This is a genomic window from Bradyrhizobium sp. LTSP857, assembly GCF_000938285.1.
In the GTDB taxonomy this organism is placed as follows: domain Bacteria; phylum Pseudomonadota; class Alphaproteobacteria; order Rhizobiales; family Xanthobacteraceae; genus Bradyrhizobium.
Map to the genome: position 1 here is coordinate 754,450 of NZ_JYMS01000049.1, position 17,157 is coordinate 771,606.

At 62.4% G+C, this 17,157-nt stretch carries 17 protein-coding genes; 14 read left to right on the forward strand and 3 right to left on the reverse strand.

Annotation, left to right across the window (positions count from 1 at the left end; translation table 11 throughout):
* Positions 1-28: 28 nt before the first annotated feature.
* Entirely contained in the window at positions 29-3,091 is a 3,063-nt protein-coding gene (locus UP06_RS37055; protein ID WP_045008569.1) for an efflux RND transporter permease subunit, read from the reverse strand.
* A complete protein-coding gene (locus UP06_RS37060) occupies positions 3,088-4,191 on the reverse strand; it encodes an efflux RND transporter periplasmic adaptor subunit (RefSeq protein WP_082078685.1) in 1,104 nt (367 codons plus the stop codon). The genes UP06_RS37055 and UP06_RS37060 overlap by 4 nt, the downstream gene beginning before the upstream one ends.
* Before the next feature lie 318 nt (positions 4,192-4,509).
* Between UP06_RS37060 and UP06_RS40465 the strand changes: the two genes are divergently transcribed.
* The 8 genes from UP06_RS40465 (at position 4,510) to UP06_RS37100 (ending at position 9,804) form a co-directional block, all read left to right on the forward strand.
* Positions 4,510-4,713 (forward strand): DUF3551 domain-containing protein, encoded by a 204-nt coding sequence (locus UP06_RS40465; protein ID WP_082078675.1) that lies wholly within the window; start codon positions 4,510-4,512, stop codon positions 4,711-4,713.
* A gap of 81 nt (positions 4,714-4,794) precedes the next feature.
* A complete protein-coding gene (locus tag UP06_RS37070; RefSeq protein WP_245305642.1) occupies positions 4,795-5,487 on the forward strand; it encodes a Na+/H+ antiporter subunit E in 693 nt (230 codons plus the stop codon).
* Positions 5,480-5,770, forward strand: coding sequence for an MrpF/PhaF family protein (locus tag UP06_RS37075; RefSeq protein WP_045008572.1), 291 nt, complete (start codon positions 5,480-5,482; stop codon positions 5,768-5,770). The genes UP06_RS37070 and UP06_RS37075 overlap by 8 nt, the downstream gene beginning before the upstream one ends.
* Positions 5,767-6,060, forward strand: a complete 294-nt coding sequence (locus tag UP06_RS37080) for a monovalent cation/H(+) antiporter subunit G (protein ID WP_045008573.1) — start codon at positions 5,767-5,769, stop codon at positions 6,058-6,060. Before UP06_RS37075 ends, UP06_RS37080 begins: the two co-directional genes overlap by 4 nt.
* Before the next feature lie 11 nt (positions 6,061-6,071).
* Positions 6,072-6,998, forward strand: coding sequence for a hydrogen gas-evolving membrane-bound hydrogenase subunit E (gene mbhE / locus UP06_RS37085; protein WP_245305643.1), 927 nt, complete (start codon positions 6,072-6,074; stop codon positions 6,996-6,998).
* Positions 6,995-7,339: an NADH-quinone oxidoreductase subunit K gene (locus tag UP06_RS37090; RefSeq protein WP_045008575.1), complete on the forward strand. Its 345-nt coding sequence runs from the start codon at positions 6,995-6,997 to the stop codon at positions 7,337-7,339. The genes mbhE and UP06_RS37090 overlap by 4 nt, the downstream gene beginning before the upstream one ends.
* Positions 7,339-9,111: a complex I subunit 5 family protein gene (locus UP06_RS37095; RefSeq protein WP_045008576.1), complete on the forward strand. Its 1,773-nt coding sequence runs from the start codon at positions 7,339-7,341 to the stop codon at positions 9,109-9,111. Before UP06_RS37090 ends, UP06_RS37095 begins: the two co-directional genes overlap by 1 nt.
* 189 nt (positions 9,112-9,300) lie before the next feature.
* Positions 9,301-9,804, forward strand: a complete 504-nt coding sequence (locus UP06_RS37100; protein ID WP_045008852.1) for a DUF1269 domain-containing protein — start codon at positions 9,301-9,303, stop codon at positions 9,802-9,804.
* Between the two features lie 5 nt (positions 9,805-9,809).
* Here UP06_RS37100 and UP06_RS37105 read toward each other — a convergent pair whose 3' ends face one another.
* Positions 9,810-10,520: a Bax inhibitor-1/YccA family protein gene (locus UP06_RS37105; RefSeq protein ID WP_045008577.1), complete on the reverse strand. Its 711-nt coding sequence runs from the start codon at positions 10,518-10,520 to the stop codon at positions 9,810-9,812.
* Between the two features lie 215 nt (positions 10,521-10,735).
* Between UP06_RS37105 and UP06_RS37110 the strand changes: the two genes are divergently transcribed.
* From UP06_RS37110 to UP06_RS37140, 6 genes are all read left to right on the forward strand, one after another.
* A complete protein-coding gene (locus tag UP06_RS37110; RefSeq protein WP_045008578.1) occupies positions 10,736-10,966 on the forward strand; it encodes a DUF6894 family protein in 231 nt (76 codons plus the stop codon).
* Between the two features lie 179 nt (positions 10,967-11,145).
* Positions 11,146-12,585 (forward strand): basic amino acid/polyamine antiporter, encoded by a 1,440-nt coding sequence (locus UP06_RS37115; RefSeq protein WP_045008853.1) that lies wholly within the window; start codon positions 11,146-11,148, stop codon positions 12,583-12,585.
* 308 nt (positions 12,586-12,893) lie between these two features.
* A complete protein-coding gene (locus tag UP06_RS37125; RefSeq protein WP_045008579.1) occupies positions 12,894-13,994 on the forward strand; it encodes an AI-2E family transporter in 1,101 nt (366 codons plus the stop codon).
* 6 nt (positions 13,995-14,000) lie between these two features.
* Positions 14,001-14,483, forward strand: a complete 483-nt coding sequence (locus UP06_RS37130) for a DUF992 domain-containing protein (protein WP_045008580.1) — start codon at positions 14,001-14,003, stop codon at positions 14,481-14,483.
* A gap of 506 nt (positions 14,484-14,989) precedes the next feature.
* Entirely contained in the window at positions 14,990-15,247 is a 258-nt protein-coding gene (locus UP06_RS37135) for a hypothetical protein (protein WP_045008855.1), read from the forward strand.
* 254 nt (positions 15,248-15,501) lie between these two features.
* Positions 15,502-17,154, forward strand: coding sequence for an ABC transporter substrate-binding protein (locus UP06_RS37140; protein WP_045008856.1), 1,653 nt, complete (start codon positions 15,502-15,504; stop codon positions 17,152-17,154).
* The last annotated feature ends 3 nt before the right edge of the window (positions 17,155-17,157 follow it).

Consider the following 17,157-nt stretch of genomic DNA (forward strand, 5'->3'; position numbering starts at 1 on the left):
CCCCTATCGGGCTTCGCCCACACCTCTCTCATGGCTTGTGCAGTGCAGGATCGTCGACCGACTCCGTCGCGCCGAACCACGCGACATACAGCGTCGGCAAGAAGACGAGGGTAAGAACCGTCGCAACCAGCAAGCCGCCCATGATCGCGAATGCCATCGGCCCCCAAAACACCGTCGGCGCGATCGGGATCATCCCAAGGACAGTCGATACGGCGGTCAGCATGATCGGCCGGAACCGGGAGCTGCTGGCGTCGACCGCGGCCTCCCAGGGCGTCTTACCCAGGGCGCGTTCGGCGTCGATCTGACCGATCAGGATGACGGCGTTCTTGCTGATCATGCCGAGAAGCGCCAGCACACCGAGAATGGCGACGAAGCCGAGCGGCCTGCCGGAAAGCATCAACGCTGCGACCACCCCGATCAGGCCGAGCGGCGCCACGCTAAGAACCATGAACAGTCTCGGGAAGCTTCGGAGCTGCACCATGAGGACGGTGAACATGACGAAAAGCATCACGGGCACCACGGCCAGCACGGATGCCTGCGACGTCCGGCTTTCTTCCACGGTCCCGCCAACGACGACTCTGTACGGCAGCGGAAGCGTCTTCTGGAACTTCTCGATCGCCGGCAACAGCGAGGCGACCACGCTTTCCGGCAGTTGGTCGCCGGCGATAGCAGCCTGGACCGTCAAAGTCGGAATGCGGTCGCGCCTCCAGATGAGCGGAAACTCCTGGCCATACTCGAAGGACGCAAACTGGCTGAGAGGAACAGTTTGTCCGCCCGGCAGCGCCACCTGCAGATTGCGCAGACTGTCCAGCGAGACCCTCTGCTCGTCGGTCGCACGCGCCACGACGTTGACCAGATAGATATCGTCGCGGACCTGGGTGATGGGCGTGCCCGTGATGACTGCGTTCAGGACGGTCGCGATCGCCTGGGAGCTGAGGCCGAGTTGGCGCGCCTCGTTCTGATCGACGCGAATGCGCACCTGCCGATCGGGCTCCATCCAGTCGAAATTCACCTGCTTGGTTTCAGGACTCGACGCCACGATCTGTCCGACCTGAAGCGCGAGCTCGCGCACCCGTTCCACGTCAGGCCCACTGACCCGGTACTGGATCGGCCATCCAACCGGCGGCCCGAGCTCGAGCGGAGAAACGAAAGCGATGGCCTTGGGGAATTCTTCCGCCAGCATCCTTTCGAGCTTGGCATGGAGGCGTTCGCGCGCGGCGACATCCTTTGCGATCACCACGGTCTGCGTGAAGAAGTCGTTCGGGAGATGGACGTTAAGAGGCAAATAGAAGCGGATGGCGCCGCGTCCCACATAGGTGCTCCATCGTGCCACATCGGGGTCCGTCGCGAGCGCCGCATCCAGGCGCCTCGCCGCGGCTTCGCTCGCGTAAATCGAAGCGTTCTGGGGCAAGCTGACATCGACCAGAAGTTCCGGACGATCCGACGACGGAAAGAACTGCCGCGGAATCAGCGGCATCGCAAGGACCGAGGCGACAAAGAGCGCCACCGAGATCGCGATGGTCAGCCATTTTGCGCGCATCGCCGAGATCAAGAAGCTCCGGTACAGGCGGAAAATCCTGCCCGGATCCACCGAGTTGCCTTGCTTGGGCCGAACGAGGATCGCAGCGCCAAGCAGCGGCGTGAAAATGACTGCGACGAACCACGACACCAACAGTGCGATCGTGACGACGGCGAACAGCGAGAATGTGTATTCTCCGGCCGAGCTCGCGGCAAAGCCCACCGGAATGAAGCCCGCGATCGTCACCAGCGTGCCCGCCAGCATCGCCATCGCGTGGGTTCGGTAAGCGAAAGTTGCGGCCTCGACCTTGCTGGCGCCCTCCGCCAGTTTGGTGAGCGTCGCATCCGTCGTCGTCATTGCATCGTCGACCAGCAACGCAAGCGCGATGATCAGCGCGCCCAGCGATATACGCTGCATGTCGATGCCGAGCAGTCCCATGATCGGCAAGACGATCGCCAGCGTGAACGGTATGGCGAGCGCGATGATCAGGCCGGGTCGCACGCCGAGGCTGATGAAACTTACCACCATGATGATGGCGATCGCCTGAAGCAGCGAGACCATGAACTCCCGAATGGCATGATTGACCACGACGGGCTGGTCCGCGACCAGGGTGGGCTCGATTCCGATCGGGAGTTCCGCGGTAATCTGCGCCATCGCCTTTGTGATGTTGGCACCCAGTGCAAGAATATCCCCGCCATCCCGCATGGCGATTGCCAGTCCCACGGCCGGCTTTCCGTTGACCCGAAACATCGGCTGGGGCGGGTCGGTGTAGCCGCGACGCACGCGCGCGATGTCGCTCAGGCGAAGCATGCGCCCACCCGCGGAAAAATTGATGTCCGCGATGTCCTGCTCGGACTGGAACCCGCCAGATACCCGTATCGAGATGCTGTCAGTGCTCGTCTGTATCGTTCCCGCCGGACGCACAATGTTTTGCGACTGGAGCGCCGAAATAAGAGCAGACCGGTCGACGCCGAGGGCAGCAAGCTCCTTCGTGGAGAACTCGACGAAGATCACCTCATCCTGCTCGCCCAAAAGCTCGATCTTTGACACGTCCGGCACGAGCAGAAGCTTCGAGCGGATATCCTCGACCCGGTCGCGCAGCTCACGCTGGCTAAAGCCATCGCTGGTGAAGGCGTAGATAATCCCGAAAGTATCGCCGAACTCGTCGTTGAACCCGGGCCCGATCACTCCGGCGGGTAGCGTATGGCGCATGTCGCCGATTGACTTGCGCACGTGGTACCAGGTGTCCGTGACCTCTCTTGCGCTGGCACTACCTTTCAGATTCACGAAGACGGTCGAAACGCCTGCCTTCGTAAAGCTTCGCAGAAAGTCGAGATGCGGCGTTTCTTGCAAGCGACGTTCGAGGCGCTCCGTCACCTGTTTCATCGTCTCCTCCACGGAAGCCCCTGGCCAGGCGGCCTGGACGACCATGGTCTTGATGATGAAGGCCGGATCTTCGTTCCGACCCAGGCGGAAATAGAACAGCGCACCCGCGACGACCGCAATGATCATCATATAGACGACCAGCGAGCGGTGTTTCAGCGCCCAATCGGAGAGGTTGATGCCGCTCATGGCTCTGATCCGAGAACGCGGACCTTCTGACCCGGATGAAGCGCCTGGACCCCGGCGGTAACAACGACTTCACCGGTGTCCAGTCCCTGCGAAATTACCGCTTGGGCTTCGTCGAACTGTAGAACGTCCACATTGCGCACGGAGACTGTACTGGTGGTCGGATCGACGATCCACACGGCGGGGCGCTGGTTCATCCTGGTCAGAGCGGAGGACGGAATATCGATCATCGGCCCCGCACTCGTGCTCACCCGTCCGACGACCGATGCGCCAAGGCGCATCGCCGGCGGAGGATCGGTCAGACCGACCCTGACCTCGAAGGTCCGAGTCACGGCACTGGCCTGCGCGGCGACCTCGCGAATGCGCCCTTTCGCCTTGATACTCGGATCGTCAGCCACGCTGACCTCGACCTCCGGATCGGCCGAAGCCGACCTGATCAATTGAGAGGGGACGTCGAAAACAGCATCGCGGCCGTCTTGCCGCGCGATCCTCACGATCATCTGCCCGGCCTGCACCACCTCGCCGGCTCCCGGACCGGTAGCAGTTATCACGCCTGGCGCATCGGCTTTCAGTTCGGTGAAGCCGACCAGGTCATGCGCGGCACTCAGTGCGGCTTCGGCAGCATCGACCTGCGATCGCGCCGTCTGCTGCGCTTGGGTCGCGGCATCGTAGTTGACGCGCGTGGTCCAGCCCTGCGCCAGGAGCGTCTCCTGACGGTCGAAGTGATTGCGCGCCTGCGTCAGTTGCCCCTGGGCGGCGGCAAGAGATGCCTGTGCCTGCCGCAACGCATTCAGCTCATTCTGGGACTCCAATCGCGCCAGCACCTGACCGCTTTTGACCCGGTCGCCGATCTTGGCGTCGTTGTTCAACAGCCGCCCGGATATTCGGAATGCGACATTCACTTCATCCTCGGCTTCGATCCGGCCGGAGAATGTCAGCGGTGTCGTGATCTTGCGTTTTTCCACGGTGGCCGTGCGTACGATACGCGACGCAGGCGCGTTATTCGTTTCCGCTTCCCTTCCGCAGCCTGCCAGCATCAACGACATTGCTGCGACCAACATCGATGCGACGACGTATCGGAGCGTGGATCGGCTGCCGCGCATGACCATGGGCTGTTCCGTTCCGGGCGTGGAATGTTGTCGGGCAGATCGGCCTTTCCGAGATTGCGGGTCCCGGCATTGATATCGACATTTTGCCGAAGGGCCCCGGCATCAACATCGGTAAATCTACTCGGTGCAGCCGGATGTAATCGTGGTTAGCCGCGGTTTGAGCCTTGGGAGATTCCTGAGACATGATCAGGCAATCACCCGATATCGCCGGTTCCGCTAACATCACATGATGCAATCGTCAGGTGAAGCATACGCTTGAAGAACAACGCTTGAACGTGGCTCCAACCGAAACGACGGATCAGGAGGATTCAAATGCGAAAGCTTATCTTGGTTGCAACCGCAATACTGGGGACACTGGCGATCGCGCCCGTCGCAGCACAGGCGCAGGCACAGCAGAATCAATGGTGCTCCAAGTTCAAGGGAATGACCAACTGCAGGTATTCCACCGAGGAGCAGTGCCGCGCGTCCAGGAGCGGAAGAGGCGGGACCTGCTTCGCTCGACAAGCGTCGCGCTAGTTGCGCAGCAGAGCCGCGAGATCCTACCCAAAACGATGGCGCCGGACGATCCGCTCGTGGGCGCCATCGGAGCCATTTTGGATGATGATGTATCGCTATGCCGGTTTGCGCCTCGATGCATCGCATGACCCGCGAATAGAGGCACCGGGCGCGGACGTGCCGCCGGAATTTAGGCTTGCCACCAGAAAAAGCCTTTCTTCCAAGCACGGCAGAGTTCGACGACGTAAACCAGGGGCAATCGAGGAAGCCGACATGACAGGCTCTTCAGTTGATCGACATGGGCGCGCGGCCGTCGCGGTTGGACAATTGTGGCCGGTCGCGGCGACCCGAGCCGCATTGTTCCTCTGCCTTTGGCTGGTGCTTGCCGGCGCCCATCCCGGAGATCTTCCTGCCGCGGCGGTCGCGATCGCCGCAGCAACCTGGACCAGCCTGCATCTGCTGGAACCCGGCAAATCGCGGCGGTCGCCTCGAGCCATTGTCCGTCTGGCGCTGCTTTTCCTGTACCACTCAGTGGTCGCCGGAGCAGAAGTTGCGGGACGCGCGCTGAATCCCCGGATGCGGCTGAACCCGGGGTTTGTGGCCTATCCAACCCGGCTTTCACGCGGCGTCCGGCAGAACGTATTCACGACACTCACCAGCCTGCTGCCTGGCACGGTCCCGGCCGGCGAGGAGAACGGGCAGATCATTTATCACTGCCTCGACGTCGAGCAGCCGATCGTCTCCGATCTCGCCGCCGAGGAAGCGGCACTGGTTCGAGCCCTCTACAATGACTGAGTTCCTGACGGCCGCCGTCGGCCTGATCCTGGCGATGTTGGCGCTCGGCCTGGTGTCGATATTGCGTGGACCGGGCGATGCCGACCGCATGATGGCGACGCAATTGATCGGAACGGCGGGCATTGCCGCGCTGCTGTTGCTCGGCACCGTGACGGGCGTACCGGCCGCCGTCGACGTGGCCTTGATCCTGGCGCTGCTCGCCACCTTTGCCTCCATCGCGTTCGTCAAGAAGGGACTTCCCCGCCTCGAAGCCGACGGAGTTGGTTCAGCGGAGGACGAATGAGCGTCGCACGTGACATCATGACGATTGCAGGCGTGTCGGTGGGCGCGTTCTTCTTCCTGGCCGGCACTGTCGGCCTGCTTCGCTTCCCCGACACCCTGACGCGCCTGCACGCACTGACCAAAGCCGACAACCTCGGCCTCGGCTTCGTCGTGCTCGGGTTGCTCCCGCAATCGGGAAGCCTGCGCGATGGGCTGAAGTTGATCAGCATCTGGATGCTTGCGCTGCTCGCAGGCGCCACTGTCTCGCAGTTGATCGCGCGCATGGTACGCCAGAGCGGAACGACCAGATGAACATCGCCACAGTGTTCGAGATCGTACTCGCTTCCGTGGTGCTGGGCCTCGCCATCTGGACAATCGCCGTCGCTGAAACCTATTCGGCAACGGTCGGCTTCGTCGCCTATAGCCTCCTGGCTGCGCTGATCTGGGTTCGTCTCGATGCTGTCGATGTAGCCCTGACGGAAGCCGCCATCGGCGGAGGCCTCGGCGGTGTCGTGCTGTTGGGGGCGGCTGCCCGGCTGCGCGACGCCGAGGCGTTGACAGTTGAACAAGCCAGCCCAATCGTACGCATGAGCGCGGCGATACTGTCCGCATCGATCACTGCAGCACTCGCTTTTGCGATCCTGCTTCTCCCCGATCCGGCACCGACGCTGGCGCCGACCGTCGTCGCGAATGCCGGAGCGACCGGAATGACCAACCCCGTCACCAACGTGCTCATGGCATTCCGTGGCATGGACACCATGCTCGAGAAGGTCGTGCTCCTGCTCGCCATCGTCGGCGTCTGGTCGCTCGCGTCCGATCGGGCCTGGGGCGGTCGTCCGGGACCGCGCCACCAAGCCGATCCGAACGGCGTTCTCGCGTTCCTTGCGCGACTGTTGCCGCCCGCCGGCATCGTCGTCGGCGTTTACATCCTGTGGACGGGAGCCGATCACCCCGGCGGAGCGTTTCAGGGCGGCGCAGTTCTCGCGTCGATGTGGCTGCTGGTCATCATGGCCGGACTGGCAGATACGCCACCCGTGAGCAGCCGATGGCTACGGCTCATCCTGGTGGCCGGACCCGGTCTATTCCTTGCCATTGGGCTCGGTGGGCTTTGGCTCGGACCGGCATTCCTTTCCTACCCGGCCGCATTCGCCAAGCCGCTGATTCTGGGCATCGAGGTCGCAATGATTTTGACGATCGCCGCGACACTCGGGCTCCTCCTCGCGGGCGCACCGGAAAGGAGTTCACAGTGACAAGTGGCGTGACGGTGTTCGGGTTGTGCGCCGCCGCTGCGGTCGGACTAGGGCTCAACGGCCTGATGACGAGCCCGCAACCGCTTCGCAAGATCATCGCGTTCAATCTGCTCGGTAGCGGCGTGTTTCTCCTGTTCGGCATCGTCGGACGGCGGGGCGCGGCAGCGGGCTTTGGCAACGATCCGGTGCCGCAAGCCCTGGTGATCACGGGGGTCGTGGTGGCGTTTTCCGCGACAGCCCTCGCGATCGCCTTGCTGCTTCGGTTGTTGAAGACCTCTGGCTCCACGACGCTCGATGATCCAGCACCGACGAGCCCGCACTCCGATCCATCCGGTGATTGATGTTGCCTCCCGCGCCCGCGCTGGCGACCACCGCGGGAGGCTTCCTGCTGGTGCTCTCGATCGTCGCGCCCGTCGCGGGCATCCTGCTGGCGTTCGTTCTCGGTGACCGGCACGTTCGGCAGGTCGCCTTCACCGTGATTCCAATCGGGTTGGCGATCGCCGCAGCCATTCTGCTGGCCCCGCCGGAAAGCGACGGCCCCCTCGTCTATCTCCTCGGTGCCTGGCCGCCACCGCTGGGCGTGGCGTTGCGCGCGGACGGGTTGTCGACAGTGATGCTCGCGACGACGGCGGTCGTGATCTGCGCGGTTGCCGTTTTTGCCGTGACCGATTTTCGTCCCGCAGCCGCGGACGCGCGCGCGCCATTCGCGTTCTGGATCCTGTTGCTGGCGATATGGGCGGCGCTGAACACGATCTTCGTCGGCGGAGACCTCTTCACCCTTTATGTCGCCCTGGAATTACTGACATTCGCCGCGGTGCCGCTGGTTTGCCTCGAGGGGCGCGCCGAAACGCTTCGGGCTGCGCTGCGGTATCTGCTTTTCGCGTTGCTCGGTTCGGTGCTCTACTTGCTCGGCACAGCCCTGCTCTATGGCCTCTACGGCACCCTCGACATCGTGCTGTTGTCGCGTCGCGTCACCGCGGTGCCCGGCGTGCTCATCGCAGCAGCATTGATGACGACCGGCCTCCTCGCCAAGACCGCCCTGTTTCCATTGCATCTCTGGCTACCACCCGCTCACGCTGGCGCGCCGGCGGCTGCGAGCGCGATCCTGTCCGGCCTGGTCGTGAAGGGATCGTTCTTCATCCTGCTGCGGCTCTGGTTCAACGTCATGCCCGGCCTGCCTGGCTTCGCTGTCACGCAATTGCTCGCCGCACTGGGAGCCGGCGCGATCGTGGTCGGTAGCATTGTCGCTCTGCGGCAGGAGCGTCTCAAGCTGCTGATCGCATATTCGACATTGGCTCAGATCGGGTATCTCTTCCTGATGTTTCCACTCGCCGTCGATGCCTCGGGCAAGCTCGATAGCGGCGGAGCCCTTGCGGGCGGCCTGCTTCAGGCGGTCTCGCATGCCACCGCGAAGGCGGCGATGTTCCTGGCTGTCGGGTCGATCTATGCCGGGCTGGGCCATGATCGCATTACCGGGCTGCGCGGCGTCGCGCGAGCCCTGCCCTTGAGCGTTCTCGCCTTCGCGCTGGGCGGCATCGCACTGATGGGCATTCAACCGAGCGGCGCGTCTCTTGCGAAGGAGTTGTTGCTCGAGGAGACTGCAAGGACTGGACAGTGGTGGTGGGCCGTCGTGCTCCAGGCCGGAGGAATGTTCACGACCGGCTATGTCGTTCTGGTCCTGGCCCATGCGCTCATGCCCTCGGATCAGCCAGTTGTGCTCACCGGACCGACGCCGCTCAGCCGCGACCTGCCGGCGCTTGCGCTGGCGCTCTGCTCGCTGCTGTTTGGTCTGATGCCTTGGGAACGTTATTTGCCGGTCCCATATGGCGCGGCATTGAAACTGTTCGGCATCGACGGACTCGTCAAACTGCTCCTGCCCGTGCTGGGAGGCGCGGCGCTTGCGATCCTGCTCAGTCCCGGGCCACTTCCGGTGATCTCCTCGGCTAGCTGGAAGACGCTGAGGAGCGTGGTCGGCCTGTGCCGACGCTGCTCTGTTGAAGTCGGTAGGCGTGTCGAAAGAGGCGACGAGGTTCTTCGTCAATGGCCTGTAGCGTGCATCTCCCTGCTCCTCGTGGCCCTGCTACTCGCCGCGTCGATGTTCGCCTCAAACTGAAACATGCCAACACTCGCAGCGAACCGAAGAACTCCCCCGTCTGTATGATCGGGAACATTCTCTCCACACCTGAGGGTTTTCTCGGATGCCTATCGAGCGGCACGCCGTCTAGTCTCGAGTTCACACTATCACTCGGCGTCAGTCCTGCCGCGGGAGGTCGATCCCGCGGAGAATATGCGGGAGGTTTTCATGTCTGATCTGGTCGCGATCGTATACCCGAACGAGGCAAAGGCCGAACACGTCCGGCAACGGCTGCTCAAGTTGCAAAAGGAGTATCTCATCACCATCAGCGACGCCGTGATCGCGGTCAAGACCGAGTCCGGCGACATCAAACTCAACCAGCTCGTCAACACCACCGCGACAGGCGCAATCACCGGCAGTTTCTGGGGACTTCTGGTCGGAGTGCTCTTCCTCAATCCGATTATCGGTGTCGCGATCGGCGCCGCGTCCGGTGCGCTCGGCGGCGCTTTGTCCGATTTCGGCATCAACGACGCCTTCATCAAGGAGTTGTCTACCTCGCTCCACACCGGCAACGCTGCCCTTTTCGTCCTGATCAAGAACATGACGGCCGACAAGGTGCTCAACGAGATCAAGGATGCCGGCGGCGTCGTGCTGAAGACCTCCCTGGACGAGACCAAGGAGAAGATTCTGCGCGACGCGCTCGCCAGCGCCCAGGAGCGACCTGCCGCCTGAACCGCCTACCGTCGGCCGCCCATCAATCGCAGCAGCATCATGAACAGATTGATGAAGTTGAGGTAAAGCGACAGCGCCGCAATGATGGATTTTCGGCCTGTCGTGGTTTCATTGTCATTACCGTCGTACATCGCCTTGATCCTCTGCGTGTCGTAGGCGGTCAGGCCCGCAAACACACCAACGCCCACGACCGAGATCAACCAATCAAGTGCGGTCGACCTCAGGAACAGGTTGATCAGGCTTGCGATGATGATGCCGATCAAGCCCATGAACAGGAACGTGCCCACGCCGGACAGGTTGCGACGCGTGGTGAAGCCAAAGGCGCTGAGGGCACCAAACATCAACGCGGCGATGACAAAGACGCGCGTGATCGAGGCGCTCGTGTAGATGTGCAGCAGTGTCGAGAGCGACACGCCGACCAAGGCGGCATAAGCGAAGAACAGAAGCCGCGCCGTTGCCGCCGACAGTGTGTTGATGCGCGAGCTGATGAAGAACACCAAACCGAGCGGCGCCAGGATGAAGACCCACATCAGCGGATTTTGCAGCAGTTCAGGCCCGGTGAGCTGGTAAGTCAGCCAGGCGACGATGGCCGTCAAGCCAACGCCCGTCGCCATGTACCGGTAGATGCGGAGCATGTAGGCGCTGATGCCGGCATCGACCGCAGATGTGCCGGGGCCGGCACCAGGGGCCGCCAGGTTTTGATCATAGTTTGACATCGCTCGCCTCCACGGCCGTCCGACGGAGCCGAACCTAAGGCCTCGGGCGTCGCCCGCGCATCCGATGATCACCTGAGTGACAGAGGGCAAATCACCTATCCCTTGCATGCTGCCTGAAGCTGCCGCTGCCTGCGCCCGGTTCCTTATCCCTTTGTTGGAGGCTCCTTACTGATTTGTCACTGGAAGTCGACAACGTCCGGACCTAATCCGGCGCCATGCGCTACTTCTTCCACATCGTCGATCGCCACGGGCTTTTTCCCGACGGGACTGGATACGAGTACCCCGATCAGGATGCTGCCGTCCTGCATGCAACGCGTATCGCGAGCGAGCTGGCAAGGGCCGGTGAATTCTTCCGCTCGAGCTTCGTGCTTATCGCTCGGGTTCCCCCTTCCGGTTCGATGGCCAGGCACGACCGGATCGCGACGACACCCTTGCGGAACGCCTGAGGCGTCTCGCTCGCGGTGGTCCGCACCGGCCCATTTCCTACCCCTGCTTCCTACATAGAAACCCGGATTTGCGGTCGGGAAAGCCGTCTCTAAGATTTTCGCCGAAAGCCTGACGGCATCGCGCGATCGGAGCTGCCTGCCGCCCTCGCCCCATGTCCGATCGGAAGGCCATTTTGCTCATGGCTCCTTCACCGACCGAGGTCGATCAAAAGCTGTCGCGCAATGCGCTCGTGGCGCTCGTGATCGGATCCATGATCGGCTCCGGGATTTTCGCCTTGCCGGCCTCATTCGGAAGGGCCACCGGAGTTCTCGGGGCAATGATCGCCTGGGCCATCGCCGGCACCGGCATGCTCATGCTGGCCTTCGTATTCCAGACACTGTCGCGCCGCAGGCCGGACCTCGATGCCGGCATTTACGCCTACGCCAAGGCCGGGTTTGGCGACTACATCGGCTTTGCGGCAGCAGCAGGCTATTGGATCGGCTGCTGCCTCGCGGACGTCGCTTGCCTCATTCTCATCAAAGCGACAATTGGACAGTTCTTCCCCATCTTTGGCGACGGTACGACGCCGGTTGCGATCGTTTCGGCGTCCCTCCTGCTGTGGGCCGTGCACATCCTAGTACTCCGGGGCATCAAGGGAGCGACCACGCTCAACACTATTGCAACGTACGCCAAGATCATCCCCATCGTTCTGTTTATCGGGGTGGCCATTTTCGCGATGCGGGGGGACCTCATCTCCCTGAATTTTTGGGGAACAGAGCATCCAACCGCAGGTTCGGTCCTCGCTCAGGTTCGCAGCACGATGCTGCTCACCGTGTTCGTCTTCGTCGGAATCGAGGGAGCGAGCGTCTATTCCCGCTACGCCAAGAATCGCTCTGACATCGGGATCGCAACGGTTCTCGGCTTCCTGAGCGTCCTGTGCCTTCTCGTCCTCGTGACTCTACTGTCTTACGGCATTCTGCCGCGGGACGAGCTGGGTGCGCTGGCGACGCCATCGATGGCCGGCGTGATGGAAGCGATGGTCGGCCGTTGGGGCAGCGTCTTCATCAGCATCGGCCTGCTGATCTCAATCCTTGGCAATTATCTCTCATGGTCGCTGCTCGCCGCGGAAGTTCTCCATTCCGCAGCAGTGAACCGCACCATGCCCTCGTTTCTCGCCAGAGTGAACGCGCATCAGGTTCCAGCCGGTGCATTGTTGCTGACCAATTGCGTCATTCAGGCCTTCCTTCTCGTCACCTGGTTTGCAGAATATGCATTCACGCTCGCGCTGAAGATGACGAGTTCGATGACTCTGATTCCGTATTTTTTCGTTGCAGCATACGGCCTGAAGTTGGCGCACCTCGGCGAGACCTATCATGCCGACGAGCGCGTCCGGAGGGTCGACTGGATCCGATCCGCCGTCGCAACAGTGTATGCCGCCGCCATGATCTACGCTGGCGGCCCGAAATTTCTCCTGCTGTCGGCGATCCTCTACGCGCCCGGCACCCTGTTGTTCTTCCTCGCGAAGCGCGAGCGCAAGGAGACGATCTTCAGGCCCCTCGAGGCCGTCGCATTCGGATCAATCCTGATCGCGGCCTTTGCTGGTATCTATGCACTCGCAGTCGGAGCCATCTCGATCTGATCGTCGCATCAGTCAATTGGAGGCGAACATGATGATACGGACTATCTGCCTTGTTCTTGTCCTTGGCGGAATGACGATGACGCAGCCTTCAACTCCGTCTATCGCCCAGCCGAGCGACAAGGCCGCGGCCGAGCCAAAACAAACGGGCGCCGCCGTGTCGGACAGCGCGAGGCCCAACACGAATACCAATCCGACCAAGCACCGCTACTGGCGACATCGCGGCGGCGCCCATCCGCACTATGGCAGCCGACGCGTTCGCACCTGACGCCACATCGCAGCTTTTTTGCCCACGGGACCAGGCTCGATCGATGAATGACGCGCGGACAGCAAACGCCGGACGACCGCGAAGTTCCCTGGCGGTCGGCCTCGCCTTGCTCGCTGCCTGCGTTGGCCTCTTTCTGGTGTGGCAAACCATCTCGAGCCTTCTGATCGTCTTCGCCGCCGTGCTGTTCGCGGCGTTTCTCGATGCCGTCGCGAGAACTCTGGCGCGCGTTCTCCCACTTGGCCGCGCCTGGCTGCTGACGCTGGTGCTTCTGGTGCTCGTCGCCCTGACCGGACTCGGACTCGCTTGGGGCACAGGCAAGTTGCCGGAACAGACACGCCTGCTGCTGAAAGTCATGGATTCGCAACTCGACGTCCTCCAGGAACATCTCATGGCGTACGGCGTGGACCTGCTCGGTCCGGAATGGGGGCGAGATTTCGCGCAATGGCTGTTCTCCGATCAGGGTCGGTTTCTCAGTCATGCCCGCCTTGTCCTTGGCGGCGCATCGACCGTACTGACCGGTGCGCTGGTAATCGTGTTCCTCGGAATTCTCTTCGCCTTTGATCCGACCAGCCACCGCGAAAGCATTGTGATGCTGGTGAGGCTGTCATATCGCAACAGAACGCGCGCGGTCATGGACGAGATGGGCAAGGTCTTGCGGTTCTGGTTCGTCGGATTGCTCGTCCGGATCACGCTGATGACGCTGTGCGTGTGGCTCGCGCTCTACCTCATCGGGCTGCCGGGCCCTTTCGTGCTTGGGCTTCAGGCCGGCTTGTCGAATTTCGTTCCCTATCTCGGGCCTATCGTCGCCGCAATTCCGATCGCGCTCGTGGCGATGCCGATCGGCGGTTCATTGCTGGTCTGGGCCGTCGTCATCTACACCGTCATCCAATCGATCGAGGGCTATGTGATCGGGCCCCTGATCCAACGTCAGGCGGTCGAGATCCCGCCCGCCTGGACATTGGTCGCAATCGTCCTCCTCGGCGCGCTGTTCGGCGTCATGGGCATCGCGCTCGCGATGCCATTGGTCGCCGTCGGCCGCGTCGCGATCGTCAGGTTCTATATCGAGGACTATTTGGGCGGCGGCCACGTGCAACACCCGCGAGAACCTGTGTCGCCCGTCACGACCAACCAACTGGAGGCATGACATCAAATGAAGCAATTTCTAGCGACCATTGGCGCTTCCATCCTGATCTGGGCCATCGCCTCGCCAGCGCGCGCCGAGACCTTCAGGGCCGGCAGGCTGCTGTGCGCGACTGCACCACGTGTCGGACTTGTCCTCGGATCGGCGCAGGCGCTGCGCTGCGTGTTTCACGCGCGTGGGCAGCCGCCGCGACAGTACGTGTACGAAGGCAGGATCAGGCGCGTTGGTCTTGACATCGGCGTCACCAGTGCGGGTGTTCTGTCCTGGGCCGTCCTCGCCAGGAACTCGCGCGTCGGCCCTGGCAGCTTGCGAGGAAATTATGTCGGCGCAAGCGGCAACGTCGCATTGGGTCCGGGCCTAGGCGCCAATGTCCTCATCGGTGGCTCGCGTCGATCCATCATGCTTCAGCCGCTCTCCGTCGAACGGTCCATCGGACTGAACCTCGCCGCCGGGATCACCAACCTGACGCTTGGCGCGCGCGGAGCGAGATGAGCGACCGTACCTGACCCGACGAACCTTCGAACATTTCCGCCGTGTCGCTCAGGGTTTCATCCGATACCGACACCGCGGGTTGGCGGCTACCGTTGGAGGCAATCGCGAACCGATCGCTGACCCTCTGTGGGGAGAGCCGCGTAACAAGAGGAGTTCTCATATGAACGCTCCCAGCCGTCGTGCCTTCCTTGGCTTTGGGTCGAAGGCGATTGCTGCCGTCGCGATCGGCGGCCTTGCCGTTCGCTTGATTGATACCGCAGAGGCGCTGCCCGTTGATTCCGGGCTTGGCACAGCCGGACATGACTCCAACCTTGTGACGCAAGCGCAGTGGTGGGGACCACCGCCCGGTCCCGGCTGGGGTCGGCCGCCGCCGCGCCGGCGCCGCCGCTGGGTTTGCTGGCGGCGTCGTGGTCGCCGCCATTGCGGCTGGCGATGGTAATCGGCCGGCGGTTGCAATCGTCCGCGGCCAGGCCTGGGACGCCTTCGCTCGAGTTCTGGAGCATACCATGCGCAACAAGGGTCAATGGCTCCTGCTAACTGCTTTGGCAGCGCTTCTCATCGTGGTGTTCTGGTATGCCGTAGCGATCTGGCAAGCCACGCCGTCGATGCCGCTCTACGGCAACATTATCCTGGGCGTGGCGATGAGCTTGGCGGTGGTTGTCGGTTGCGGCTTGACGGCTCTGATGTACCACAGCCGGCGCAAGGGATACGACGAACCTGCGCGCACCAAAACGAAGGCGAAAAACGAAGGCAACTCGTTGTGATAAGCCCCACCTCGACACGGCGCGCTTGAGATCAGCAACCGGCACATGCGCCAGTCAGTTCTGACAGCGCGACCGTTGGGGCGAAGCGCCCGGCCGAACGCTTCGCTTTGAAGGGCGAATAGCAGTGATGCTCATCTGCCCTTGTTCAGAGGCATTTGTTGCCCGTCTCAAACGAAATTTGGAATGGCCAAGCCGCTCCATTTCGCTTCTCCTGCACATCTTCCCAGATCCGCTTGGTGAAGCAGGAGCCATCCGTGACCGAACGCTTTTCTTCGCTCTCCCTTTCCCGACGCCACCTGCTGATCACCACCTCTGCGCTGGCAGCCGCTGCGCTGGTGGCAATGGTGGATATCACTCCGGTTCAAAGCGCCGGTGGTCCACCGAATGGCGGCGACATCACCTTCCTCATTGACTCGCTCGGCAGCACCTGGATCCCGAACAACAGCTCCATCTCCAGCTTCCAGGGCCACATCTGGGGCCACGTGACCGACAAGCTCGTCTATGTCGATGCCGACGGCAAGGTCAGTCCGTGGATCGCAGAGAGCTGGGAGCAGAGCAGCGACGCCACACGGTTCACCCTGCACCTCAAGAAGGGTGTGACATTTTCCGATGGCACCGCACTCGACGCATCGGCCGTCGTCACCAACCTCGACATCTGGTATGCCGGGCGCAAGAGTGAAGGCATCAACCCGGTTGGCCTCTTCCCGAAGACTTACGAGCGCGCTGAGGCGGTTGACGCGACCACCGTGAAGGTCTTCTTCAAGGCGCCGACGCTCGGCTTCATCCCGACGCTCGGCTATCACGGTTCGATTCTCATCTCCCCGAAGACTATCGCGCAGCCCGCAACTCAGCAGGCCGACCTCAGCAAGACTGCCGGCAGCGGGCCGTACGTAGTCGTCTCCTGGAAAGAGGGCGACTTCGTCAAGCTGGTCAAGCGCAAGGACTACAATTGGGGCCCGGCAGCCGTCGGTCACACCGGCCCGGCCTATCTCGATTCGATCACCTACAAGATCGTGTCCGAGCCATCGCTGCGGGTCGCCGCTGTTCAGTCCGGTCAAGCCGATGTCGCCTACAGCCCCTCGCCGCAGGAACTGAAATCGCTCAAGGACGCGGGCTTCACCACCGCAACCCCACGCTATCTTGGCTTCGTCAACGGCCTTGCGATCAACACCAAGCTGGAGCCGTACAACGATTTGAAGGTACGCCAGGCGCTCCAGGCCGGGATCGACCGGAAGGAAATCATCGACACGATCTACACGCCCGACTGGAAGCTGGCGACGTCCTTCATCCAGAGCAATGTGCCCGGCGCGACCGACCACAGCGACCTCCTGGCCTACAATCCCGGCAAGGCCGAGAAGTTGCTCGAAGAAGCGGGCTGGACCAAGGGCGCCGGCGGCATCCGCGCCAAGGATGGCAAGCAGCTGACGCTGACGCTCTACTCCAACCCTTACCTTGCCACGGCCAAGTCGATCGACGAGCTCATCGCGCAGCAACTTGGCAAGATCGGCTGGAAGGTCACCATCCGCGCCTACGACGTCGTGACATTCGGCGAGAAGGTCAGGTTCGGCGGCCCGACCGTGCCAGCCTACGAGGTGACGCGCAGCTTCATTGACGCCGGCACGGTGGCCAGCATCCTCACCGATGCCAACAATGGCGAGAACTGGTTCAACCTCGGCGGCAGCGACAAGAAGCTCAACGAGCTGCGCGACAGAATCGCCGGCGCCGCCTCGACCGAAATTCGTGATCCGCTGCTCGACCAGTTGCAGACCTACGTCCTGGAGCAGGGCTACTTCATCCCGCGCACGCAGATCGTCCAGCGGATCTACGTACAGTCCCCAAGGCTCAAGGGCGAGGTCTATAACGGCATCGCCTACGCCAGCTATTACACGGCCACGAAGGGCGAGTGAGGC

What these genes read in the sequence shown, in the direction of transcription:
- UP06_RS37135 (WP_045008855.1), top strand. Translation starts at nt 14,990, where the DNA reads ATGCGCAACAAGGGTCAATGGCTCCTGCTAACTGCTTTGGCAGCGCTT.
- UP06_RS40465 (WP_082078675.1), top strand. Translation starts at nt 4,510, where the DNA reads ATGCGAAAGCTTATCTTGGTTGCAACCGCAATACTGGGGACACTGGCG.
- UP06_RS37060 (WP_082078685.1), bottom strand. Translation starts at nt 4,191, where the DNA reads ATGCGCGGCAGCCGATCCACGCTCCGATACGTCGTCGCATCGATGTTG.
- UP06_RS37105 (WP_045008577.1), bottom strand. Translation starts at nt 10,520, where the DNA reads ATGTCAAACTATGATCAAAACCTGGCGGCCCCTGGTGCCGGCCCCGGC.
- UP06_RS37080 (WP_045008573.1), top strand. Translation starts at nt 5,767, where the DNA reads ATGAGCGTCGCACGTGACATCATGACGATTGCAGGCGTGTCGGTGGGC.
- UP06_RS37100 (WP_045008852.1), top strand. Translation starts at nt 9,301, where the DNA reads ATGTCTGATCTGGTCGCGATCGTATACCCGAACGAGGCAAAGGCCGAA.
- UP06_RS37110 (WP_045008578.1), top strand. Translation starts at nt 10,736, where the DNA reads ATGCGCTACTTCTTCCACATCGTCGATCGCCACGGGCTTTTTCCCGAC.
- UP06_RS37115 (WP_045008853.1), top strand. Translation starts at nt 11,146, where the DNA reads ATGGCTCCTTCACCGACCGAGGTCGATCAAAAGCTGTCGCGCAATGCG.
- UP06_RS37130 (WP_045008580.1), top strand. Translation starts at nt 14,001, where the DNA reads ATGAAGCAATTTCTAGCGACCATTGGCGCTTCCATCCTGATCTGGGCC.
- UP06_RS37095 (WP_045008576.1), top strand. Translation starts at nt 7,339, where the DNA reads ATGTTGCCTCCCGCGCCCGCGCTGGCGACCACCGCGGGAGGCTTCCTG.
- UP06_RS37075 (WP_045008572.1), top strand. Translation starts at nt 5,480, where the DNA reads ATGACTGAGTTCCTGACGGCCGCCGTCGGCCTGATCCTGGCGATGTTG.
- UP06_RS37125 (WP_045008579.1), top strand. Translation starts at nt 12,894, where the DNA reads ATGAATGACGCGCGGACAGCAAACGCCGGACGACCGCGAAGTTCCCTG.
- UP06_RS37055 (WP_045008569.1), bottom strand. Translation starts at nt 3,091, where the DNA reads ATGAGCGGCATCAACCTCTCCGATTGGGCGCTGAAACACCGCTCGCTG.
- UP06_RS37070 (WP_245305642.1), top strand. Translation starts at nt 4,795, where the DNA reads ATGATGATGTATCGCTATGCCGGTTTGCGCCTCGATGCATCGCATGAC.